This window comes from Sphingopyxis sp. OPL5 (assembly GCF_003797775.2).
Lineage (GTDB): Bacteria > Pseudomonadota > Alphaproteobacteria > Sphingomonadales > Sphingomonadaceae > Sphingopyxis.
This window is the reverse complement of sequence record NZ_CP060725.1, coordinates 985,399-1,005,187: the sequence shown is the minus strand read 5'-3', so window position 1 is coordinate 1,005,187 and position 19,789 is coordinate 985,399. Positions and strand designations below refer to the sequence as shown.

The 19,789-nt window shown below is 65.2% G+C and carries 22 protein-coding genes; 5 read left to right on the top strand and 17 right to left on the bottom strand.

Going from position 1 to position 19,789, the window contains the following annotated elements; all coding sequences use genetic code 11:
* Positions 1-8 precede the first annotated feature (8 nt).
* The 12 genes from EEB18_RS04935 to EEB18_RS04880 form a co-directional block, all read right to left on the bottom strand.
* Positions 9-365: a HesB/IscA family protein gene (locus tag EEB18_RS04935; protein ID WP_056348917.1), complete on the bottom strand. Its 357-nt coding sequence runs from the start codon at positions 363-365 to the stop codon at positions 9-11.
* The gene (locus tag EEB18_RS04930) at positions 365-835 is read right to left on the bottom strand and encodes an SUF system Fe-S cluster assembly protein (protein ID WP_187141688.1); all 471 of its coding nucleotides are present in this window, start codon (positions 833-835) and stop codon (positions 365-367) included. The genes EEB18_RS04935 and EEB18_RS04930 overlap by 1 nt, the downstream gene beginning before the upstream one ends.
* Complete coding sequence (locus tag EEB18_RS04925) at positions 832-2,016, bottom strand: aminotransferase class V-fold PLP-dependent enzyme (RefSeq protein WP_187141715.1); 1,185 nt, start codon at positions 2,014-2,016, stop codon at positions 832-834. Before EEB18_RS04925 ends, EEB18_RS04930 begins: the two co-directional genes overlap by 4 nt.
* Before the next feature lie 20 nt (positions 2,017-2,036).
* A complete protein-coding gene (locus tag EEB18_RS04920; RefSeq protein ID WP_187141687.1) occupies positions 2,037-2,768 on the bottom strand; it encodes a SufD family Fe-S cluster assembly protein in 732 nt (243 codons plus the stop codon).
* Entirely contained in the window at positions 2,765-3,145 is a 381-nt protein-coding gene (locus tag EEB18_RS04915; protein WP_187141686.1) for a hypothetical protein, read from the bottom strand. The genes EEB18_RS04920 and EEB18_RS04915 overlap by 4 nt, the downstream gene beginning before the upstream one ends.
* Positions 3,145-3,888, bottom strand: coding sequence for a Fe-S cluster assembly ATPase SufC (sufC, locus tag EEB18_RS04910; protein WP_187141685.1), 744 nt, complete (start codon positions 3,886-3,888; stop codon positions 3,145-3,147). Before sufC ends, EEB18_RS04915 begins: the two co-directional genes overlap by 1 nt.
* Entirely contained in the window at positions 3,875-4,075 is a 201-nt protein-coding gene (locus tag EEB18_RS04905) for a hypothetical protein (protein WP_187141684.1), read from the bottom strand. Before EEB18_RS04905 ends, sufC begins: the two co-directional genes overlap by 14 nt.
* Positions 4,075-4,509: a hypothetical protein gene (locus EEB18_RS04900; RefSeq protein WP_187141683.1), complete on the bottom strand. Its 435-nt coding sequence runs from the start codon at positions 4,507-4,509 to the stop codon at positions 4,075-4,077. The genes EEB18_RS04905 and EEB18_RS04900 overlap by 1 nt, the downstream gene beginning before the upstream one ends.
* The gene (gene sufB, locus EEB18_RS04895; protein WP_187141682.1) at positions 4,509-5,996 is read right to left on the bottom strand and encodes a Fe-S cluster assembly protein SufB; all 1,488 of its coding nucleotides are present in this window, start codon (positions 5,994-5,996) and stop codon (positions 4,509-4,511) included. The genes EEB18_RS04900 and sufB overlap by 1 nt, the downstream gene beginning before the upstream one ends.
* Positions 5,993-6,502, bottom strand: a complete 510-nt coding sequence (locus tag EEB18_RS04890; protein ID WP_262408126.1) for an RrF2 family transcriptional regulator — start codon at positions 6,500-6,502, stop codon at positions 5,993-5,995. The genes sufB and EEB18_RS04890 overlap by 4 nt, the downstream gene beginning before the upstream one ends.
* Before the next feature lie 428 nt (positions 6,503-6,930).
* Positions 6,931-7,818, bottom strand: a complete 888-nt coding sequence (locus tag EEB18_RS04885; protein ID WP_056348935.1) for an AraC family transcriptional regulator — start codon at positions 7,816-7,818, stop codon at positions 6,931-6,933.
* Positions 7,819-7,916: 98 nt separating this feature from the next.
* Positions 7,917-9,731, bottom strand: coding sequence for a DUF885 domain-containing protein (locus EEB18_RS04880; protein WP_187141681.1), 1,815 nt, complete (start codon positions 9,729-9,731; stop codon positions 7,917-7,919).
* A gap of 80 nt (positions 9,732-9,811) precedes the next feature.
* On the opposite strand from EEB18_RS04880, the gene EEB18_RS04875 reads away from it, so the two are divergent.
* The 4 genes from EEB18_RS04875 (at position 9,812) to EEB18_RS04860 (ending at position 15,368) form a co-directional block, all read left to right on the top strand.
* A complete protein-coding gene (locus tag EEB18_RS04875) occupies positions 9,812-10,882 on the top strand; it encodes a quinone-dependent dihydroorotate dehydrogenase (protein WP_187141680.1) in 1,071 nt (356 codons plus the stop codon).
* Between the two features lie 119 nt (positions 10,883-11,001).
* Complete coding sequence (ggt, locus tag EEB18_RS04870) at positions 11,002-12,693, top strand: gamma-glutamyltransferase (protein ID WP_187141679.1); 1,692 nt, start codon at positions 11,002-11,004, stop codon at positions 12,691-12,693.
* A gap of 140 nt (positions 12,694-12,833) precedes the next feature.
* Positions 12,834-14,663, top strand: a complete 1,830-nt coding sequence (locus EEB18_RS04865; RefSeq protein ID WP_187141678.1) for an AMP-dependent synthetase/ligase — start codon at positions 12,834-12,836, stop codon at positions 14,661-14,663.
* Positions 14,664-14,678: 15 nt separating this feature from the next.
* Entirely contained in the window at positions 14,679-15,368 is a 690-nt protein-coding gene (locus tag EEB18_RS04860; protein ID WP_187141677.1) for a hypothetical protein, read from the top strand.
* A 72-nt stretch (positions 15,369-15,440) separates the two neighbouring features.
* Here the strand turns inward: EEB18_RS04860 and EEB18_RS04855 are convergent, their stop codons facing one another.
* The gene (locus EEB18_RS04855; RefSeq protein ID WP_187141676.1) at positions 15,441-15,890 is read right to left on the bottom strand and encodes a hypothetical protein; all 450 of its coding nucleotides are present in this window, start codon (positions 15,888-15,890) and stop codon (positions 15,441-15,443) included.
* A gap of 60 nt (positions 15,891-15,950) precedes the next feature.
* Positions 15,951-16,673 (bottom strand): hydroxyacylglutathione hydrolase, encoded by a 723-nt coding sequence (gene gloB / locus EEB18_RS04850; protein ID WP_187141714.1) that lies wholly within the window; start codon positions 16,671-16,673, stop codon positions 15,951-15,953.
* A gap of 97 nt (positions 16,674-16,770) precedes the next feature.
* On the opposite strand from gloB, the gene EEB18_RS04845 reads away from it, so the two are divergent.
* Positions 16,771-18,477 carry a diguanylate cyclase gene (locus EEB18_RS04845; RefSeq protein WP_187141675.1) on the top strand — a complete coding sequence of 569 codons (1,707 nt, stop codon included), beginning with the start codon at positions 16,771-16,773 and terminating at the stop codon, positions 18,475-18,477.
* A 6-nt stretch (positions 18,478-18,483) separates the two neighbouring features.
* Here EEB18_RS04845 and EEB18_RS04840 read toward each other — a convergent pair whose 3' ends face one another.
* Genes EEB18_RS04840 through EEB18_RS04830 form a run of 3 tightly spaced genes read right to left on the bottom strand, consistent with a single transcriptional unit; the run spans position 18,484 to position 19,787 of the window.
* Positions 18,484-18,894: a VOC family protein gene (locus EEB18_RS04840; RefSeq protein WP_187141674.1), complete on the bottom strand. Its 411-nt coding sequence runs from the start codon at positions 18,892-18,894 to the stop codon at positions 18,484-18,486.
* 8 nt (positions 18,895-18,902) lie between these two features.
* Entirely contained in the window at positions 18,903-19,340 is a 438-nt protein-coding gene (locus tag EEB18_RS04835) for a VOC family protein (RefSeq protein WP_187141673.1), read from the bottom strand.
* Between the two features lie 9 nt (positions 19,341-19,349).
* Positions 19,350-19,787, bottom strand: coding sequence for an acyl-CoA thioesterase (locus EEB18_RS04830; RefSeq protein ID WP_187141672.1), 438 nt, complete (start codon positions 19,785-19,787; stop codon positions 19,350-19,352).
* Positions 19,788-19,789 lie beyond the last annotated feature (2 nt).

Below are 19,789 nucleotides of genomic sequence, written 5' to 3'. Positions count from 1 at the left end.
GCGCCGGGTTAGACGGTGAAGCTCTCGCCGCAGCCGCACGCGCCCTTGGCGTTCGGATTCTCGAACACGAAGCCCGCAGCGAAATCATCCTCGACCCAGTCCATCGTGCTGCCGATGAGGTAGAGCACCGATGCGCCGTCGATGTAGAAGACGCCGCCGGGGGTCTCGATCTTTTCGTCGAACTTCACTTCTTCGGTTACATAGTCGACCGAGTAAGCGAGCCCCGAACAGCCGCGGCGCGGGGTCGACAGGCGGACGCCGATCGCGCCTTCGGGCGCCGATGCCATCAACGTCGCGATGCGGTCTTCCGCGCCGACGGTGAGGGCTACGGCGGCAGGGCGTGCACGAGTTTTCACTTCGGTCATCACAGCATTCCCAGTTCGAGGCGAGCTTCGTCGCTCATATTGTCGGGCGACCACGGCGGATCCCAGACGAGGTTGACCTCGGCATCGCCGACCCCCGGCACCGCGCCGACGCGCAGTTCGACCTCGGCGGGCATCGATTCGGCGACCGGGCAGTGCGGGGTGGTCAGCGTCATCGTGACGACGACATGCCCCTCATCGATCTCGACATTGTAGATCAGCCCGAGGTCGTAGATGTTCACCGGGATTTCGGGGTCGAAAATGTCCTTCAATGCATTGACGACGGCCTCGTACAGGTCGCCGCCAACCGCGCCGGGGGCGACCTCGGCAGGCTTGGCCGCGAGGAAGCCCTCCAGATAGTCGCGCTTGCGCTCCAGCTTCTCGGGCGCGGTCTCGATATCCTCGACGCGCGCTTTGGGCGGCGCCTCGACGCTCGTCACTTCCTCAACCTTGATCATCCGATCCTCGCTCATCCGAAAATCCTCTCGACGCGCGACAGACCCTCGATCAGCGCCGCCACGTCATCGTCATTGCTGTAAACGCCAAAACTCGCGCGCGCGGTCGCCGGCACGCCCAGATGCTCCATCAGCGGCTGTGCGCAATGGTGCCCGGCGCGGATCGCGACCCCGCTCTCGTCCAAGATAGTGCCGATGTCGTGCGGATGAACCCCCGCCATCGCAAAACTGACGATTCCGGCGCTGTTTTCGGGTCCGAACAGCGTGATGCTGTTCCGCCGCGCGAGCTGTTCGCGCAGGTTTCCGACGAGCGCGACCTCATGCGCGTGGATCGACTCGACGCCGATCGCTTCGACATATTCGACCGCAGCGGCAAGCCCAAGCGCCTCGATGATCGCCGGCGTCCCCGCCTCGAAGCGGGTCGGCGCCGGGGCATAGGTCGTTTTGGCAAAGGTCACGCGGTCGATCATCGATCCGCCGCCCTGCCAGGGCGGCAGCGTATCGAGCTTGTCGCTCCACAGCACCCCGATGCCGGTGGGACCGTAAAGCTTGTGCCCCGAGAAGACATAATAGTCGCAACCGAGCGCCGCGACATCGACGGGCAGCCGCGGTACCGCCTGGCAACCGTCGACCAGCAATTCGGCGCCGACACGGTGCGCCAGCTCGGCGGCGCGCGCGACGTCGAGCGGGCTGCCGAGCACGTTCGACACATGCGCGAAGGCGACCATAGTATGTTCGCTGGTCAGCAGCGTCTCGGCGGCGTCCAAATCGATGCGTCCGTCCGCGGTCAGCGGGCAGACATCGACCTGCCAGCCCGCAAGCTGCCAGGGCACGATATTGCTGTGATGTTCCAGCGTGGAGAGCAGCACGCGGCCCTTTTTCGGATGCGAATAAGCGACAAGGTTGATCGCCTCGGTCGCGCCGCGCACAAAAGCGATCTCATTCTCGCGCGCGCCGATAAACGCCGCAATCCGCCGCCGCGCCGCCTCATAGGCGAGCGTCATGTCGGCCGAGCGCGCATAGACGCCGCGGTGGACGGTCGCATAGTCGCGGCCCATCGCGTTCACTGTCGCGTCGATCACCGCCTGCGGCTTTTGCGCGGTCGCGGCGGTGTCGAGATAGTGCCAGTTGCCCGCGAGGCCGGGGAAGTCGGCCCTAAAATCCCCCTCCCGCAAGCGGGAGGGGTTAGGGGAGGGCATGTTGGTGGCCGTCGCGACGCTCACACCAATTCCCCCAGCTTTGCCAACGCCAGGTCCTGCAACCGCGCCGCATCCTCGGCGCCATCGAACACGCCGGCAACGAACGCCTGCAGCATCAGCTTCTTCGCCTCGCCCGGCGGCAGCCCACGCGACTGCAGATAATAAAGCGCCATCGCGTCGAGTTCGCCGATCGCGCAGCCATGCGCACATTTCACATCGTCGGCGAAGATTTCGAGTTCGGGCTTGGCATTGGCGGTCGCGCTACGGTCGAGCAGCATCGCCTTCACATCCTGCGCGCTGTCGGTCTGCTGCGCATCGCGCGCGACCGCGACCTTGCCGAGATAGGTGCCGGTCGCGGTGCCGCCGAGCACCGACCGCACAACCTGCCGCGACGTCGCGCCGGGTTCCGCATGGGTCACGGTGGTGACGATCTCCAGATTCTGCTCCCCGCCGCCGATCTGCGCCGCGCCGAGATGGAAGTCGGCGCCTTCGTGCAGCGTCACCGCGAGTTCGATGCGGCCATAAGCGCCGCCGATATTGAGGACATGCAGCGACGCGGCAGCGCCCTTGCCGAGCACCAGTTCGATCTGCCGGATGTCACCCGCATCCTGCACGACCGCGCGGCGCAACGAGCCGCCGGCGGGTACGATGATGCTCTCGGGGGCGGGCAACGGCCACGCTGCGGCAACCGCGTCGATGTCGCTATAACGCCACGCTTCGTCGCGCCGCGAGGGGAGGGGACGCGCGCTCATCGTGCCGCCGCCCTCACGTCGGCGAGATCGGTGATCATCGCTTCGCGCCTTTCGAAAACGCAGGGCGAAAACTCGTCCTTCATGAAGCTCTTGTACATCGCCTTACGCTTGTTCGACGGGACGCGATGGTCCTTGAAACCGGCGAACCGGTCCTTGTACCGCGCATGGCATTGCATCATGGACTGGCACCCGATGCGGTCGATCGCGGCGTCGCCGGTCGACCGCTGCGTGAAACAACGGACATCGCCACGAGACTCGACCAACGAGGCGCGCCAGTCCTTGAGCTTGCTCGCGATCACGACGATCTCTTCCTCGATCGCGGGCGCGGAAGGCCGCGCCGCGGCGGGCGTCATGGTCATCAGGGCGAGCATCGCCATCAAGCCGCGATCTCGGCATAGCCATGCTCTTCCAGCTCGCGTGCGAGCTCGGGCCCACCCGACTTCACGATCCGGCCGGCGGCCAGCACATGGACAAAATCGGGCTGCACATAGTCGAGCAGGCGCTGGTAATGGGTGATCAGCAGCACTGCCTTATCGGGTCGTCGCATGATGCTGTTGATCCCGTCGCCGACGATGCGCAGCGCGTCGATGTCGAGGCCCGAGTCGGTCTCGTCGAGGATCGCGAGCTTCGGGTCGAGGATGCCCATCTGCACCATCTCGTTGCGCTTCTTCTCGCCGCCGGAAAAGCCGACGTTCACGGGGCGCTTGAGCATGTCCATGTCCATCTTGAGCAGCCCCGCCTTCTCGCGCGCCAGCTTCAGGAAGTCGCCGCCCGACAGCGGTTCCTCGCCGCGCGCCTTGCGCTGGGCGTTGAGGCTTTCGCGCAGGAACTGGACGTTCGACACGCCGGGAATCTCGACCGGATATTGGAAGCCGAGGAACAGCCCCGCCGCGGCGCGCTCGTGCGGATCGAGGGCGAGCAGATCCTGCCCGCCGAAATCGACCGACCCCTCGGTGACCTCATAACCGGGCCGCCCGCCGAGCACATAAGACAGCGTCGACTTGCCCGCGCCATTGGGACCCATGATCGCATGGATTTCGCCCGCATTGATGCTGAGCGACAAGCCTTTCAGGATCAGCTTATCAGCAACAGTTGCGTGGAGGCTTTCAATTTTTAGCATGATGTGGGTCGATCTTAAATTCACTGGTTTCCAGCTGAACCGGACTGCCGTTGATGGAGAGGGACTGGTCTTGCGGGACGCGAACAAATTCGTGCGATCCCCCGGTCTGGTTGCCCGGGTTGGGCACCAATTCGGGTTTCGAGCCTCGCGGCCTTTCGGCGCGCTTTCCGAACAGCCAGCGCAGCATCATGGTTTCCTTTTCGCGGCGGGCGCGGCATCGGGCGCCAGCGGGGAATCGGGCGCAACGGCAACGGATTGCGGTGTCGAAAGCGCAGCGGCGAAGCTGTCGGCATCGGCCAGCACCCTGTCGACAAAGGCCTGGCGCTTCGCCTTGTCGCTCATCCCTTGCTGGGTGAGCAATTTATCGGCCTCGCGCGCGGCATTTTCGCGAACTTTGGCGCAGTCGGTCTGGCCGGGCAGATTATAGTTCACCGGCTTGCCCTCGACGATCAGCGGCGTCCCCGACGCCATGATACGGCAGGTGATATAGGGGCCGACCGCAGGCGCGATTTCGTCGGGAACCTTGATCGAACCGATCTTTTCGGTTGTTTCCACCGTGCGCGTCGGCTGTGCGTCGGCTTGCGCTGTGGAGAGGAGCGCGAACAAAATGGCTAAGCTCATCACCCCACGCTCCCCTCAAGGCTGATCCCCAGCAACTTCTGCGCCTCGACGGCAAATTCCATCGGCAGTTGCTGCAGCACTTCCTTGGCAAAGCCGTTGACGATCAGCGCCACCGCCTCTTCCTGCCCCAGCCCGCGCTGCATCGCGTAGAACAGCTGGTCGTCGCTGATCTTGCTCGTCGTCGCTTCATGCTCGACGGTCGCCGTGGGATTGCGGACCTCGATATACGGCACGGTATGCGCGCCGCTCAGCGACCCCAGCAGCAGGCTGTCGCACTGGGTGAAGTTGCGCACGCCCTCGGCATTCGGCGCGACGCGGACGATCCCGCGATAGGTGTTGTTCGACTTGCCCGCGCTGATCCCTTTGCTGACGATGGTCGAGCGCGTGCGCTTGCCATTGTGGATCATCTTGGTGCCGGTGTCGGCTTGCTGGTAATTGTTGGTGACCGCGACCGAATAAAATTCGCCGACGCTGTCGTCGCCATTGAGCACGCAGCTCGGATATTTCCAGGTGATCGCAGAGCCGGTTTCGACCTGCGTCCATGACACCTTGCTGCGCTTGCCCTGGCAGAGCGCGCGCTTGGTCACGAAATTATAGATGCCGCCCAGCCCCTCGGCATTGCCGGGATACCAGTTCTGCACCGTCGAATATTTGATCTCGGCATCGTCGAGCGTCACCAGTTCGACCACCGCAGCGTGGAGCTGGTTCTCGTCGCGCATCGGCGCGGTGCAGCCTTCGAGGTAGCTGACATAGGCGCCCTTGTCGGCGATGATCAAAGTCCGCTCGAACTGCCCGGTATTCTCGGCATTGATGCGGAAATAGGTGGAAAGCTCCATCGGGCAGCGCACGCCCTCGGGCACGTACACGAAGGTGCCGTCCGAAAAGACCGCGCAATTGAGCGTCGCGAAATAATTGTCGTGCATCGGCACGACCTTGCCGAGCCACTTTTTCACCAGCTCGGGATATTCGCGGATCGCCTCCGAAATCGACAGGAAGATCACGCCCGCGCGCTTCAATTCCTCGCGGAAGGTCGTCGCGACGCTGACGCTGTCGAACACCGCGTCGACCGCGACCTTGCGCGCGCCCTCGACGCCAGCGAGCACCTTCTGCTCCTCGATCGGGATGCCGAGCTTTTTATAGACTTCGAGAATTTCGGGATCGACCTCGTCGAGGCTGCCGAGCTTGGGCTTCGCCTTGGGCGCCGCGTAATAATAGGCGTCCTGATAATCGATCGGCGGCACGTTGAGCTTCGCCCAGTCGGGCGTCTCCATCGTCAACCAGTGGCGGAACGCCTTCAATCGCCAGTCGAGCATCCATTCGGGCTCGTTCTTCTTCGCCGAAATGAAGCGGACCGTATCCTCGGTCAGCCCCTTGGGCGCGAAGTCGGTCTCGATCGTCGAGGACCAGCCATGCTCATAATCGGCGACCTTCGCCGCGGCATCGTGCGCGGCCTGGTCTTTCACGGGGAGTTCGGTGTTGTCGGTCATGCTTCTATCCTCCCCTCCCGCTTGCGGGAGGGGCTGGGGGAGGGGGTGTTGGTGAAGGCGGTGTCCGAGACAGGCCCTCCCCAAACCCCTCCCGCGTGCGGGAGGGGCTTACTGAGGCTCGCCAGACTAATCTCCGCCAGCGCCCCGCGCACCGCACCGTTTACCACGCCCCAGTGCGGCTGCACCTTGCAGCTACCCTCGAGCGAGCAATCGTGGCGCCCTTCGGCAACGCAGGCGGTCAACGCGATCGGCCCTTCGACCGCTTCGATGATATCGGCGACGCTGATCGCCGCCGCGGGCCGTGCCAGCCTTACCCCGCCGCCGCTGCCGCGCGAAGCAACCAGCAGCCCGGCGCGCGCGAGTCCGCTCACCAGCTTCTGCGCGGTCGGTCCCGGAATCCCCGTCTGCTCGGCCAGCATCCCGGCGTGAATCGGTACCGACCCGCACTGGCGGGCGGCGGCGCTCATCAGCACCACGGCATAATCGGCAAGGTTGGACAGGCGCATTGCGACGGTGCGGACTCTCTATCGCGCGCAAATTGCGAACGATTCTTAACTGGATCAAATTACTCCACTTATATAGGCGAGGCTTTGGCGGCGCGCAAGCAAGGCGGTTTTTCCGGCACCCAAGAAAAAAAAGGCACCCATCCGGCCGGAGCCGAATGAGTGCCAAGATGAAGGTCTCGTTCCTCTGAAAGAGGCGAGCTCTTCTGGGTCGCAAGCCCCGAATATGGGGCGCCGCCGATTCGCGATTGTACGGAAACGCCAAAACGACAGGGCGCGGGATTTTTGGTGGTTAATCCGGGATTTGGCGAGTCCAGCAGCTGTGTCGTCATTGCGAGGAGCCGGAGGCGACGCGGCGATCTCCAGCCCTCGACCTTGTGCAAGGCCGAGGGCCGGAGATTGCTTCGCTACGCTCGCAATGACGGTGAGTGTCAGGTATCCGAAACCATCGGGCTGACCTTGCCCGCCATTTGCTTGCGGCCCTTCGCCGTCGCCTCGGTATAGGGCGAGGGTTTGGAGAGCTGACCGGGGGTCGCGCCGGCGAAGCGCTTGATCTCGCGGATCAGGTGCGACTGATCGTAAAAGGCGTCACCCAGCGCGGCATCGTCGAGCTTTTCGCCGCGCGCCAACGCCGATGCCGCACGCACCGCGCGATATTTGCGCGCCAGCATCCGCGGCGACAGGCCGTAATAATGCTTGGTCATCCGTTCGACCGAGCGGATCGACATGCCCGTGGCTTCCACCAGTTCGGGCACCTGCGGCGATGGCGACGCGGTCAGCCATTCGTCGACGGTGCGCGTGAACCATACCGGCGCCGCCTCGCTCTTCTTCAGGATTTCGCGGACAAAATTATTGCCGATCACCAGCCGTTCGGCGGTGTCGGCGGCGTTGCCGATCGCATCGACCACCTCCTCGATCCAGTCGCCGAACAGGTCGGCGGCGTCGATCGCGCGGTCGGTCAGCTTGTCGGCGTGCGCCCCCATCAGCGTCGCCCAGCCGGCGGGCATCAGTCCGAATCCGTACATGCGCAGCGGTCCGGGGGCGAGCGCCTGCACGCTGCCGCTTGTTGGGCCGATGATCGTCGCGCGCCCGGCCGGAAAGCGATAACCGTCGGGAAAGATATATTCGCCCTTGGGCACGTCCATGATGCGGAATTGCGGACGGTCGGCGCGCTCGCTTTCGTCGAACAAGGGTAAATCGACGCGGACAAAATAAAAGCTCGACACCATTTCCGCCAGATCGGGATCGGGCGGGAAATATTGCAGTTCGAACGGCGTTTCGCCGTCCGCGCCTGTGGGCGTGGATGAAGCTTCCGTCATGACGAGACCCGACCCCCGGCGGCTGCATCGCCGCCTGTTTAACTAGGTCAAGTCATTTGCCTTTCGGCGCCCTGCGTCAAGCCCGCAAATCGCCAGCATTAACTCTTTTGGGTCGCGATCCACGCATCGACGCGGCGTTCGAGCACATCGAGCGGCACCGGACCCGATTCGAGGACGACGTCGTGGAAGGTGCGGAAATCGAACTTGTCGCCGAGCGCCGCCTGCGCGCGGCCGCGCAGTTCCATGATCTTGAGCTTGCCAATGAGGTAGGCGGTCGCCTGTCCGGGATAGACGACATAGCGCTCGATCGCCTTTTCGATATCGCCCTGCGGGTTGGGGGTATTGTCCTTCAGATACTGGATCGCCTGTTCGCGGCTCCAGCGCTTGTCGTGGATGCCGGTGTCGACGACGAGCCGTGTCGCGCGCCACAGCTCCATGCCCAGCCGCCCGAAATCGGCATAGGGATCGGTATAGAAACCCATGTCCTTGGCCAGTTCCTCCGAATAAAGGCCCCAGCCCTCGGTATAAGCGGTGAAACCGCCGAAGCGGCGAAAGGGCGGCAGGCCGGTGAGCTCGGTCTGCACCGCGCGTTGCAGATGATGCCCCGGCACGCCCTCATGATAGGCCAGCGCCTCGAGCTCGGTCTTGGGCATGTCGCGAAGGTCGTAGAGGTTCACATAATAGATGCCCGGCCGCGACCCGTCGGGTGCGGGCGAGGAATAGAATGCCTTGCCCGCCGACTTTTCGCGGAATGCCTCGACCGCCTTCACCTGCAGCGCCGACTTGGGCAGCGTGTTGAAGAAGGCGGGCAACCGTGCCTCCATCGCCTTCACATGCGCGTCGACATCGGCCAGATAGGCCTCGCGCGTCGTGTGATAATATTGCGGGCTGGTGCGCAAATGGTCGAAAAACTGGTTCAGCGTGCCCTTGAACCCGACCTGGACCATGATCTTCTTCATCTCGCCATGGATGCGCGCAACTTCGGACAGGCCGAGGTCGTGGATCTGCGCCGCGGTCATGTCGGTCGTCGTATAATTGGCGAGCAGCGCCTCATAATAGGCCTTGCCGCCGGGCATACGCCACACGCCGTCCTGTGTCGGCGCCGACGCCTGCTGGCGCGCCATCTCGGCCGAGAGGCGCGTATAGGCCGGGCCGGCACTCTCCACCCAGGCGGCCTTGGCGGCGCCAATCAGCCGCGTCTTTTCGGCGGCATCGATGTCCAGCTTGTTCACCTTCGCGCTGATGTCCTCGATCACCGCATTGTCGGCCCTGGTCAGGTTGGCGATGTCCGAAATGACATAGGGATAGACCCATTTCGGTGGCGCAAAGCCTTTCGCGGCGCGCTCCGCCGACTGCGCCGACAGCGCGTCGAGGATCGGACCCATGCCGCGAATGCGGCTGATATAGGCCTCGGCCTCGGCGACATTGGCGACGCGGTGGATGTTGATCAGGAACGCCGGCATCTGGCTCTGCGCGCCGTTCATCTGGTCGAAGATATAGCCATGGTCGCGGAATGGGAACAAGCGTTCGGCGCGCGCCGCCTGCGCGTTGAACAGCTCGAACGACAGCGCCTCATCGGCGGTCAGCGCCTTGGGATCGAAACTGCCGCGCATCGCCTCGGCGGTCGCGGTCTGCAGCTTGAAGCGAGCGACCGCGGCTTCGTCGCTGACATCGTCCCATGCGCCATAATCGCCGTCGCGCACCCCGCGCCGCGCCTTGGTCTCAGGCGACAACGACAGTTGCGCCGCGTCATATTTGTCGAAGAATTCGGCCAGGTTGGCGCCCGCCGGCGCGATATCGGCGGGCGCGGCCACCGTCGCGGGCGCTTGCTCGGCAACCGTCGGCGCGCAGCCCACGAGAGCGATCGCGAACAGCGAGGTGGACAGGCAGGCAAGAATACGGGGATGCGACACGATTTTCTCCGGCTTTTCGTTGGACTTTGCTGGTCGGACAGGGGCTTGCCATAGGGGCCGGTGCGGCGCAATGGCGGGTCATGTCGCTCTTCGCCTCGCTCACCGATGCCGCCTATGCGCTCGTCCGCCCGATCGTCCATGCGACCGACGGCGAGGCCGCGCACAACCTGACCCTCGCCGCGCTCGAACCGCTGCCACGCGCGCGCAGCGCGCTGACCAGCCCGATCCTGCGGGTCGAGGTCGCAGGGCTGACATTCCCGAACCCGGTCGGTCTCGCCCCCGGCTTCGACAAAGATGCCCGCGCCGCCGCGGTGATGCCGCGCTTCGGCTTCGGCTTCGTCGAGGTCGGCACGCTGACCCCGCTGCCGCAGGAGGGTAATCCGCGTCCGCGCCTGTTCCGGCTGGTCGAGGACGGCGCCGTGATCAACCGCATGGGGTTCAACAACGGCGGGCAGGCCGCGGCGGCGACGCGCATCGAAAAGCTGCGCGCCTGCGGTATCGCTGTGCCGCTTGGCATCAACATCGGCGCCAACAAGGACAGCGCCGATCGCATCGCCGACTATGCCAAGGGCACCGCCGCGATGGCGCCGCTCGCCGATTATCTGACCGTCAATATCAGTTCGCCCAACACCCCGGGCCTCCGCGCGCTGCAGGATAAGGGCGCGCTCGAAGCGCTGCTCGACGCGGTCAATGCCGCGCAGCCCACAGGCGCTGCGAAACCCGTTTTCCTCAAGGTCGCGCCCGACCTCGAACCCGCCGACATCGACGATCTGGTAACCGTCGCGCTCGACAAGGGGCTGGCGGCGCTGATCGTGTCGAACACCACCATCGCGCGGCCTGCGCTGCGGTCGCGGTATGCGACCGAGGCAGGCGGACTGTCGGGCGCCCCGCTCCACGACCTCGCGCTCCAGCGGCTCAAGGATTTTCGCACCGCGAGCGGCGGCGCGATCCCGCTGATCGGCGTTGGCGGCATCGCCACGGCCGAAACGGCCTGGGCGCGCATCCGCGCCGGGGCCAGCCTCGTGCAAATCTATTCGGCGATGGTCTTCGCCGGCCCGGGCCTCGCCGCCCGCATCGCGCGCGGACTCGAGGATCTGGCGGTGCGCGACGGCTTCACCCGCGTCGCCGACGCGGTCGGGGTGGGCGACTGAGCAAGTGGATGGGGAAGGGGCCGGCAACGCCGGCGTCATAACCCCTCGGCATTGCTTCGCGACGAGGAGGAATAGGGATGGGGTTGCGCCATCCTTCCCCCCGCGCCAATGTCCCGCGCATGAACAAGAGACTCTTCGCCGCCTTCGCCCTTTTCCTCGCCACCCTCCCGTCGCTCGCCGCCGCACAGGGCGTGACCTCGTCCGCCGATGCGCGCGCGACCGAGGCCGGACGCCAGATATTGCACGACGGCGGCTCGGCCGCCGATGCGGCGATGGCGATGATGCTGGTACTCACCCTCGTCGAACCGCAGTCGAGCGGTGTCGGCGGCGGCGGCTTCCTCGTCTATCATGACGCGAAGAGCGACCAGATCGGTACGATCAACGGCCGCGAAATGGCGCCCGCCTCGGCCAAGCCCGACCGCTTCATGGGTCCAGACGGCAAGTCGCGCGGTTATGGCGACGTCATCCCCGGCGGGCTTTCGGTCGGCGTCCCGGGCAATGTTCGCCTGATGGAGCTGACCCACAAGAAATGGGGCAAGCTCGAATGGAAGGCGCTGTTCCAGCCGGCGATCAAGCTCGCCGACGAAGGCTTCCAGGTCACCCCCGCGCTCTATGGCTGGCTCGACCGCTTCCAGGATACCTGGAAGGACTTCCCCGCCGCGCGCGCGCTCTATTATGTCGACGGCAAGCCCGCGCCGGTCGGCACGGTGATCAAGAATCCCGCTTATGCCAAGCTGCTGCGCGACATGGCGGCGAAGGGCCCCGACGTTTTCTACACCGGTGCCAATGCCAAGGCGATCAGCGACGCGGTGGCAAAATCGACGCGCAACCCCGCGTTGCTCACCGCCAAGGACCTCGCGGCCTACAAGGCGCAGGACAAGCCCGCGGTCTGCACCACCTACCGCGTCTACAAGGTGTGCGGCATGGGGCCGCCCTCGTCGGGTGCGACCACCGTCTTCGGCATCCTCGGCATGATCGAGGGCTGGGACATGAAGGCGATGGGCAAGGACAATCCGATGAGCTGGCACCTGCTGTCGGAAGCGATGCAGCTCGCTTATGCCGATCGCGAGAAATATCTCGGCGACAGCGATTTCGTCGATGTCCCCGTCGCCGGCCTGCTCGACAAGGTCTATCTGTCGCAGCGCCGTCAGTTGATCTCACCCTATGGCCGTGCCGCTTCCTATCCTGCCGGCAACCCGCCGGGCGCGCAGCCGCGTACCCCGTCGGGCCCGGTTCCCGAACAGGGCACGACGCATTTCGTCGCGGTCGACAAGGACGGCAATGTCGCATCGATGACCTCGACGATCGAGAGCATCTTCGGCAGCAACCTCAACGCCAACGGCTTTTTCCTCAACAACGAGCTCACCGATTTCGACCTCAACCCGGTACGCGGCGACGCGCCCGCCGCGAACCGCGTGCAGGCGGGCAAGCGGCCGTTGTCGTCGATGTCGCCGACGATCGTCTATGGCCCCGACGGCAAGGTCGTGCTCGCGGTCGGCTCGGCGGGCGGCAAGCGGATCATCATGCACGTCGCCAAGACTTTGGTCGGCGTGCTCGACTGGGGGCTGAGCGCCGAGGATGCGATCGCGCTGCCCAACCTGTTCTTCGGGCAGCAGGGCGTGCTGATCGAAAATGACGCGGCGGGCAAGGCGATCGCCGGCAAGATGGCGCCCTTCGGCTATCCCATCACCCCCACCGACCTCGGATCGAAACTCAACGCCGCGCAGCGCGTTGGCGAAATATGGCATGGCGCCGCCGATCCCCGCGGCCCCGGCACGTCGTCGGTCGACGGCGCTCCGCCGCAGAGCTAGGAATGATAGAAGCCGCGGCGCGCCAACAAATAGGGACAGTCCCTATTTAATTCGGGCCAACCGAGAACGGCCAAGAAGCAGAAGAAATTAAATAGGGACTGTCCCTATTTATTGAATACCTCCCCGGGAGAGCAAGAGGCATGAAGCTGGACAACCCCCATCTCGACCATTTCCCGAGCCTGGTCGCGATGTTCTTCGACCGCGCAGAACGCGGCGGCGAGGACCCGTTTCTGTGGCGCAAGGCCGACCGCGCCTGGCAGCCGATGAGCTGGCGCCAGGTCGCGAACCAGGTGTCGGCGCTCGCGCATAATCTGCGCGAACTCGGCCTCAAGGACGGCGACCGTGTCGTGCTGATCAGCGAGAACCGCCCCGAATTCTGCATCGCCGACCTTGGCATCATGGCGGCGGGCTGCATCACCGTGCCGACCTACACCACCAACACCGAACGCGACCACCAGCACATTCTCGACAACAGCGGGGCGAAGGCGGTGATCGTCTCGACCGCCAAGCTGGCCCGCGTGCTGATGCCGGCGGTGATGCGTTCGGACGCGAGCCTCGTCATCAGCATGGAAAGCCTGCGCGTTGGCCAGCAGGGCGATGTGCGCGTCCATGACTGGGCGCCGCTGGTCGAAAATGGCGCCGCCTATGTCGAGGAGACCAAGGCGCGCGGGCTGGGCGTCACCCGCGACGATGTCGCCTGCCTCATCTACACCAGCGGCACCGGCGGGGCGCCGCGCGGGGTGATGCAGCATCATGGTGCGATCCTGCACAATGCCGCCGGCGCCGCCGAGGTGCTCGTCAACGACTTCGGCATTGGCGACGAGGAGGTGTTTCTCTCGTTCCTGCCGCTCAGTCACGCCTATGAACATTCGGGCGGGCAGTTTCTGCCGATCATGGTCGGCGCGCAAATCTATTACAGCGAGGGCCTCGAAAAACTGCTCTCGAACATCGAGGAGTCGCGCCCGACGATCATGGTCGTCGTGCCGCGGCTGTTCGAGGTGATCCGCGCCCGGATGATCAAGTCGGTCGAAAAACAGGGCAAGCTCGCCAACTGGATGCTCAACCAGGCGATCCGCGTCGGCGAAAAGGATTATGAGCGCCGCATGGGCGTGCTCGACCGCCCGGTCGACCTGATCCTCGACAAATTGTTCCGTCCCAAGATCCAGCAGCGCTTCGGCGGCCGGATGAAGGCGCTCGTGTCGGGCGGCGCGCCGCTCAACCCCGAGATCGGGGTGTTTTTCCACTCGATCGGACTCACATTGCTCCAGGGCTATGGCCAGACCGAGGCGGGGCCGGTGATCAGCTGCAACCGCCCGTCGGTCGGGCTGAAGATGGACACCGTCGGCCCGCCGCTGATGAACACCGAGGTCCGGATCGCCGACGATGGCGAAATCCTGGTGCGCGGCGAACTGGTCATGAAAGGCTATTGGCGCAACAAGCCCGAGACCGCGCGCGTGCTGGTCGTCGATCCCGCCGAACCCGACAAGGGACCCTGGCTGCACACCGGCGACATCGGCCATATCGACCCCCAGGGCCGCATCGTCATCACCGACCGCAAGAAGGACCTGATCGTCAACGACAAGGGCGACAATGTCGCGCCGCAGCGGGTCGAAGGCATGCTGACGCTCCAGCCCGAAATCCTGCAGGCGATGGTCTATGGCGACAAGCGCCCGCATCTCGTCGGGCTACTCGTCCCCGATCCCGAATGGGCCGCCGAATGGGCGGAGGCCGAGGGGCTGCCCAGGGAAATGGCGCTGCTCCGCGAACATGAAAAATTCCGCGCCGCGCTTCGCGCCGCGGTCGACCGGGTCAACGGCCAGCTGTCGGTAATCGAAAAGGTCCGCAAATTCGACCTCGCCGACGAGGCGTTCACGATCGAGAATGAACAGATGACCCCGTCGATGAAGATCCGCCGCCATGTACTGCGCGAAGTCTACGCCGACCGGATCGCGGCGATGTACAAGGGGTAGGAAAGGCTATTTCCTATGGGTCTCGACTGGAATCCGCTCGGGAAGCCGCGGCCGGGCGGTGAGGATGTCTATTATCGCTATATCGGCCAGAAGAGCGATCCCGACAGCTGGCTGCGGCCCAATGATCTGAAGTTCGGAAAGGGGGTATTCGAACGCGCCGTGAGCGAGGACGCTTTTCACGCCAGCCAGATATCGCCCTATGAAACGCTGAACGCGCCGCAGGTTGGGACGCATCCCGAAGCCGATCGATGGGCGGCGGAAAGATATGCCGAGGCCGAGCAGCGCCCGCCCACGCTGGACGAATGGGTCGAAAATCTACGCGGCTACCAAGTTCTGGCGCTGCTGCCCGAGGATGACGGCTTTCCGGTCTACACCAATTGGCCACTCAACCCGATCTGGGAGCGCTGGACCTTTCGTGCAGAGTTTCTGAAAGACTGCGAGGAAGCGATCGGTCCGGACCTGCTGAACCGTGCCTGGCTCAATCATTTTCCCGCTCAGCTCGAGAATTACGGGTCGCAATTATGGGACTGCGCCAGCCGCTATGCGCGGGAACGGAACGTAGAACATGTGCTGAATGCGCGAAGCTTCGACGATGAAGCGGATATCGCGGACAGTCCTGCACTGACCGCTCATGTCATCGCCTCCGCGGCGCGCTGGGCGCGCCAATGGTCGGCGCGCGGCCATGGGCTGGCGGCCGATTATTGAGTGACAGGCGGGGGTGCGACCCGAAGAGCTCGGCGCAAACCGGAACCCCGCCCGTCGCTGAACCTCGATGGTTCAGCCTTTGTCCCCCGCCGGTTTGCGATAGGGGACAAAATCGCCAAGCACGCAGGTCGGACCGCGAATGCCGCTCGCCCGGTCGACCAGATGAAAGAAATCGCCGCTGCAGGTCGAGCTGCCGAACTGGCGGATGACCATGATGTCGCTGTCGCGGCCGAGCCCCGGACAACTGCTCTTCAGGTCGTTGCGGTACACCAGCCGGCCCGACTGGCGATAAATCAGAATGTCGTCGGACACGCGGATCGTGTCATAGGTTCCGCTGCTCGACAGGCACCGGACGGGTTCGCCGGGGATTTTCCCCGCGAGCTGCTTTTCGAGTGTCTTGGCCTGTTTCGGGGTCAGCGCCTCGGTGCGCGGCGCCCCCATGTCCGAGGAAGCGCAGCTTGCGAGCAGCGGCGCCATTGCGGCGCAGAGCACCGCGGCACGGATCGGGTTGAACTTCGCCATCACGGCACTCCTGCGACTATGACACTTTACGGACGAGGCGATGAATGGTTGCTGAAGCGGTCAGGCGGCGTCCTTCAACGCGCGAATCCGTCCGAGTTCGGCGGCGGTCGGGGCGCGCAGGAAGGGGTTGGTCGCGCGCTCGGCGCCGATCGTCGTCGGCACCGTCGCTTCGCCCGCCGCACGCGCGGACTCCACCGCCGCCAGCCGCGCCGCCAGCGCATCGTTTTCGGGTTCGACCGTGACCGCGAACCGCGCGTTCGACAGCGTATATTCGTGCGCGCAATAGACGCGCGTCGCGTCGTCGAGCGTCGCAAGTCGCTGCATATTGGCGAACATCTGCTCGGCGGTGCCCTCGAACAGGCGGCCGCAACCCATCGCGAACATCGTGTCCCCGACGAAGATCGCGGCGTCGTCGGCGAAATGATAGGCGATATGACCCGCAGTGTGCGCCGGCACGTCCCAGACGTCGGCGACCGCATCGCCCAGCCTGACGGTATCGCCGCCCGTCACTTGCACATCGAGCGTGGGAATGCGCGCGAACTCGGCGGCCGGGCCGGTGATCGTGCAACCGGTCGCGTCCTTGATCGCGGCGTTGCCGCCGGTGTGATCCGGATGCCAATGGGTGTTCCAGATGTCGGTGATCGTCCAGCCGCGCGCCGCCGCCGCCGCCAGCACCGGGTCGGCGACCGCGGGGTCGACGACCATCGTCGCCTTGCTTTGGGGTTCGTGGACCAGCCAGACATAATTGTCGCTGAGGACGGGGATGCGGACGATTTCGAGCATGGGGCGAGGATAATCGACACGCGGCTCGCCGTCGACCGCCAAGTTAACCATGTTGCAAGCCCTTGGGTATAGCCTTGCGCCAACGACATTGGGGGTCATGTCTTTGCTGCGTCTGGCGTTTCTGGTTTTTGCGGTCATGCTGGCGGCGGGCTTGGCCCCGGCGCGCGCCGCGTCGGGTCCGGCGCCTTGCACGCTGCAATCGACCCTTTGGGACGATTATGGGACAGTATCGGCGCCGGGCGTCCGCCGCGATTGCGGCCCCGATCGCTGGTCGCTCGCCGGACAGCGCAGCTGGCTGTTCTTCGATGCCCGCGCGATCGCGGCCGCCGGGCGGGGGCCGCTGGAATTCAACGCGCGGACGAGCCGCTTCGATCGCATCGCGCTCCATGTCCGCTACGCCGACGGGGCAACGGCATCGGTCGTGCGACGGGGGAGCCAGGCGATGCCCTATCGCGCCGCGGGTCCCGATTTCTACCTGACGCTGCCGCAGCGCGCGGCGCCGCCTGTCGAGGTCGCCGTCGCATTCGACCGCCTCGGTTTCCCGACCACGCTGAAAACCGCGCGCCCCGCCCCGGCGGGAACCGGCGGTTGGTCGACCCAGACGATGCTGCTGATCGCGCTGTTCACCGGCCTCGCGCTCGCGCCGATCGTCTTCAATATCGCCTTTTTCCGCGTCCTGCGCGAACGTTTCCTGCTCTGGCACATGACACTCGCGGTGTGCATCATCCTGCACACCAGCCTGTCGTCGGGGCTTGCCTTTGCCGTCGTGCCGGGGATCAGCGCGCTGGCTTATGGCTATCTGTCGCAGATCAGTTTCAGCGTCGGCATCCTCGCGGCGACGATGTTCTGCCTCAACTTCCTCGAACCCGAAAAGACGACGCGCGGCGATCGGCGCGCGTTGCTCGCCTGCGCCTTCTGGCTGCCGCTGTTCGCGGCCGTCTCGATGGCGCCGGTCGAATGGGTGCGGCCATGGGGCAGCAAGCTCTATTTCGCCGGTTACCTCCCGGTCCTCCTCACCTATGTCGTCGTGCTCACCCGTGCCTGGCGGCGCGGCAGCCGCGCAGCGCGGTTTCAGACGATCGCGTGGATGCCGATCATCGCCTGCGGCTTCGAACGCGTGGCGCGCGGGCTTGGCCTTTATGTCGGGCCGATGTGGCTCGACCAATTGCTCTATCTTGCGATCGCGCTCGAACTGGTGATCACCGCGCTCGGCGTTGCTGACCGGTTCATGATCATGCGCCGCGAGCGCGACTGGGCGCAGGCGCGCGCCGGCGCGATGGAGGATGCGGCGCAGACCGATCCGCTGACCGGACTCAGCAACCGGCGCGGGCTCGAAAACCTGCTCGCCGGCGGCGGACGCCGCTTCACCGCCGCGGCGCTGATCGACATCGATCATTTCAAGTCGGTCAACGACCTCCACGGCCATCAGGCCGGCGACGCGGTGCTGTGCGCCGCCGCCGCGGGTCTGCGCGAAGGCCATGGCGGGGTCGTCGCGCGGATCGGCGGCGAAGAGTTCTTCCTGCTGATCGACCGCCCCGACGCGGCGGGCACCGCCGAACGCTGCCGCCAGGCGCTGGCGCGCCGCGTCGCCGCCGACGTGCCGCAAATCCCCGATCCGGTCAGCGCGAGCGGTGGACTCCTGATCTTCGAGTCCTCGACCGACGGCGCCGCACTCGATTTCGACCGCCTGTTCGCCGAGGCGGACCGGTTGCTCTACGCCGCCAAGCATAGCGGGCGCGACTGCATGGTCACCGACCGCTGGCAACAGCCCGATAGGCCCGTCATCGGCGCTGCGGCCGCCTGACGCGGTTCAGTCCGTCGCCAGCGCGTCATAGCCCGCGTCGTTGAATTCGATCAGGCAGAATCCATGGCCGAACGGGTCGGCGAACATCGCCTGCCGGCCATAGGGCAGGGCCAGCGTCTCGCCCTCCTGCACCGCACCCGCCGCCAATGCCTTCGCGACCGCGGTATCGAGATTGGCGACGGTAAAATCGGGATGCACCGGGGTCCAGTGCCGCGCATAATCGCGCGCGGCGCCGCCGACCGGACCGATCGCCGAGCCCGCAGGCTTGACGATCAGATAGATCGGCGCGTCGCTGCCAAGCAGTTCGACGATATCGTCATCGAACCGCCGCCCGACGGTCAGCCCGAGCGCGGCGGTGTAGAAGGTTTCGCCGGCGGCAAGGTCGGGCACGTCGATATTGATCAACAGGCCCGGCATGGTTCAGCTTACCACTCGCCCGTGTTGGGCATCGAGGCCCAGGGGTCCTGCGGCGGCAGGTGCCCGTCCTGCAGCAGCTCGACCGAAATCCCGTCGGGCGAGCGCACGAACGCCATATGGCCGTCGCGCGGCGGGCGGTTGATCGTCACCCCGGCGTCCATCAGCCGCTGGCAGGTGGCGTAGATATCGTCGACTCGGTACGCCAGATGCCCGAAATTGCGTCCGCCGCCATAGCTTTCGGCGGCGCTGCCGTCGGCGGGCGGCCAGTTATAGGTCAGCTCGACCTCGGCCACCCCCGCCTGTCCCGGCGGAGCGAGGAAGATCAGCGTGAAGCGCCCGGCCTCGCTGTCGAAGCGGCGCACCTCCTCCAGCCCGATCAGGTTGAAGAAGGCGACGGTCGCATCCGGGTCGGTGACGCGGATCATGGTGTGGAGATATTTGGTCATCGCGCGAACTTAGGCGCGCAGCGACGTTTGTTCAAATGCCTCGAACAGGGATACGAATGCATCGGGCACCGGTGCGGTCGCGCCGCGCGCTTCCTCGACATGGACGCTGACCTCGACCCCCGTCGCGCGCAAATCGTCCCGGCCCGCGCCGTGCAGTTCGAACAGGAAGGTCATCGAACTGCGCCCGACGCGCGAACAGCGCACGCAAATGTCGATCTCCTCGTCGAGCAGGATCGGCACCTTGTAGTCGACCTCGGCGCGCGCGACGTGGAATTCGGGGCTGTCATTGGCGGGCCAGCGGTCATAGACCCCGGCTGCGCGCCAATATTCGGTGATGCCGATGTCGAAATATTCGAGGTAGCGACTGTTGAACACCACCGCCTGCGCATCGATTTCGGCATAGCGGACGCGCTTCTTGACGCTGAACTTGAAATCGCTGCGAGCCATGA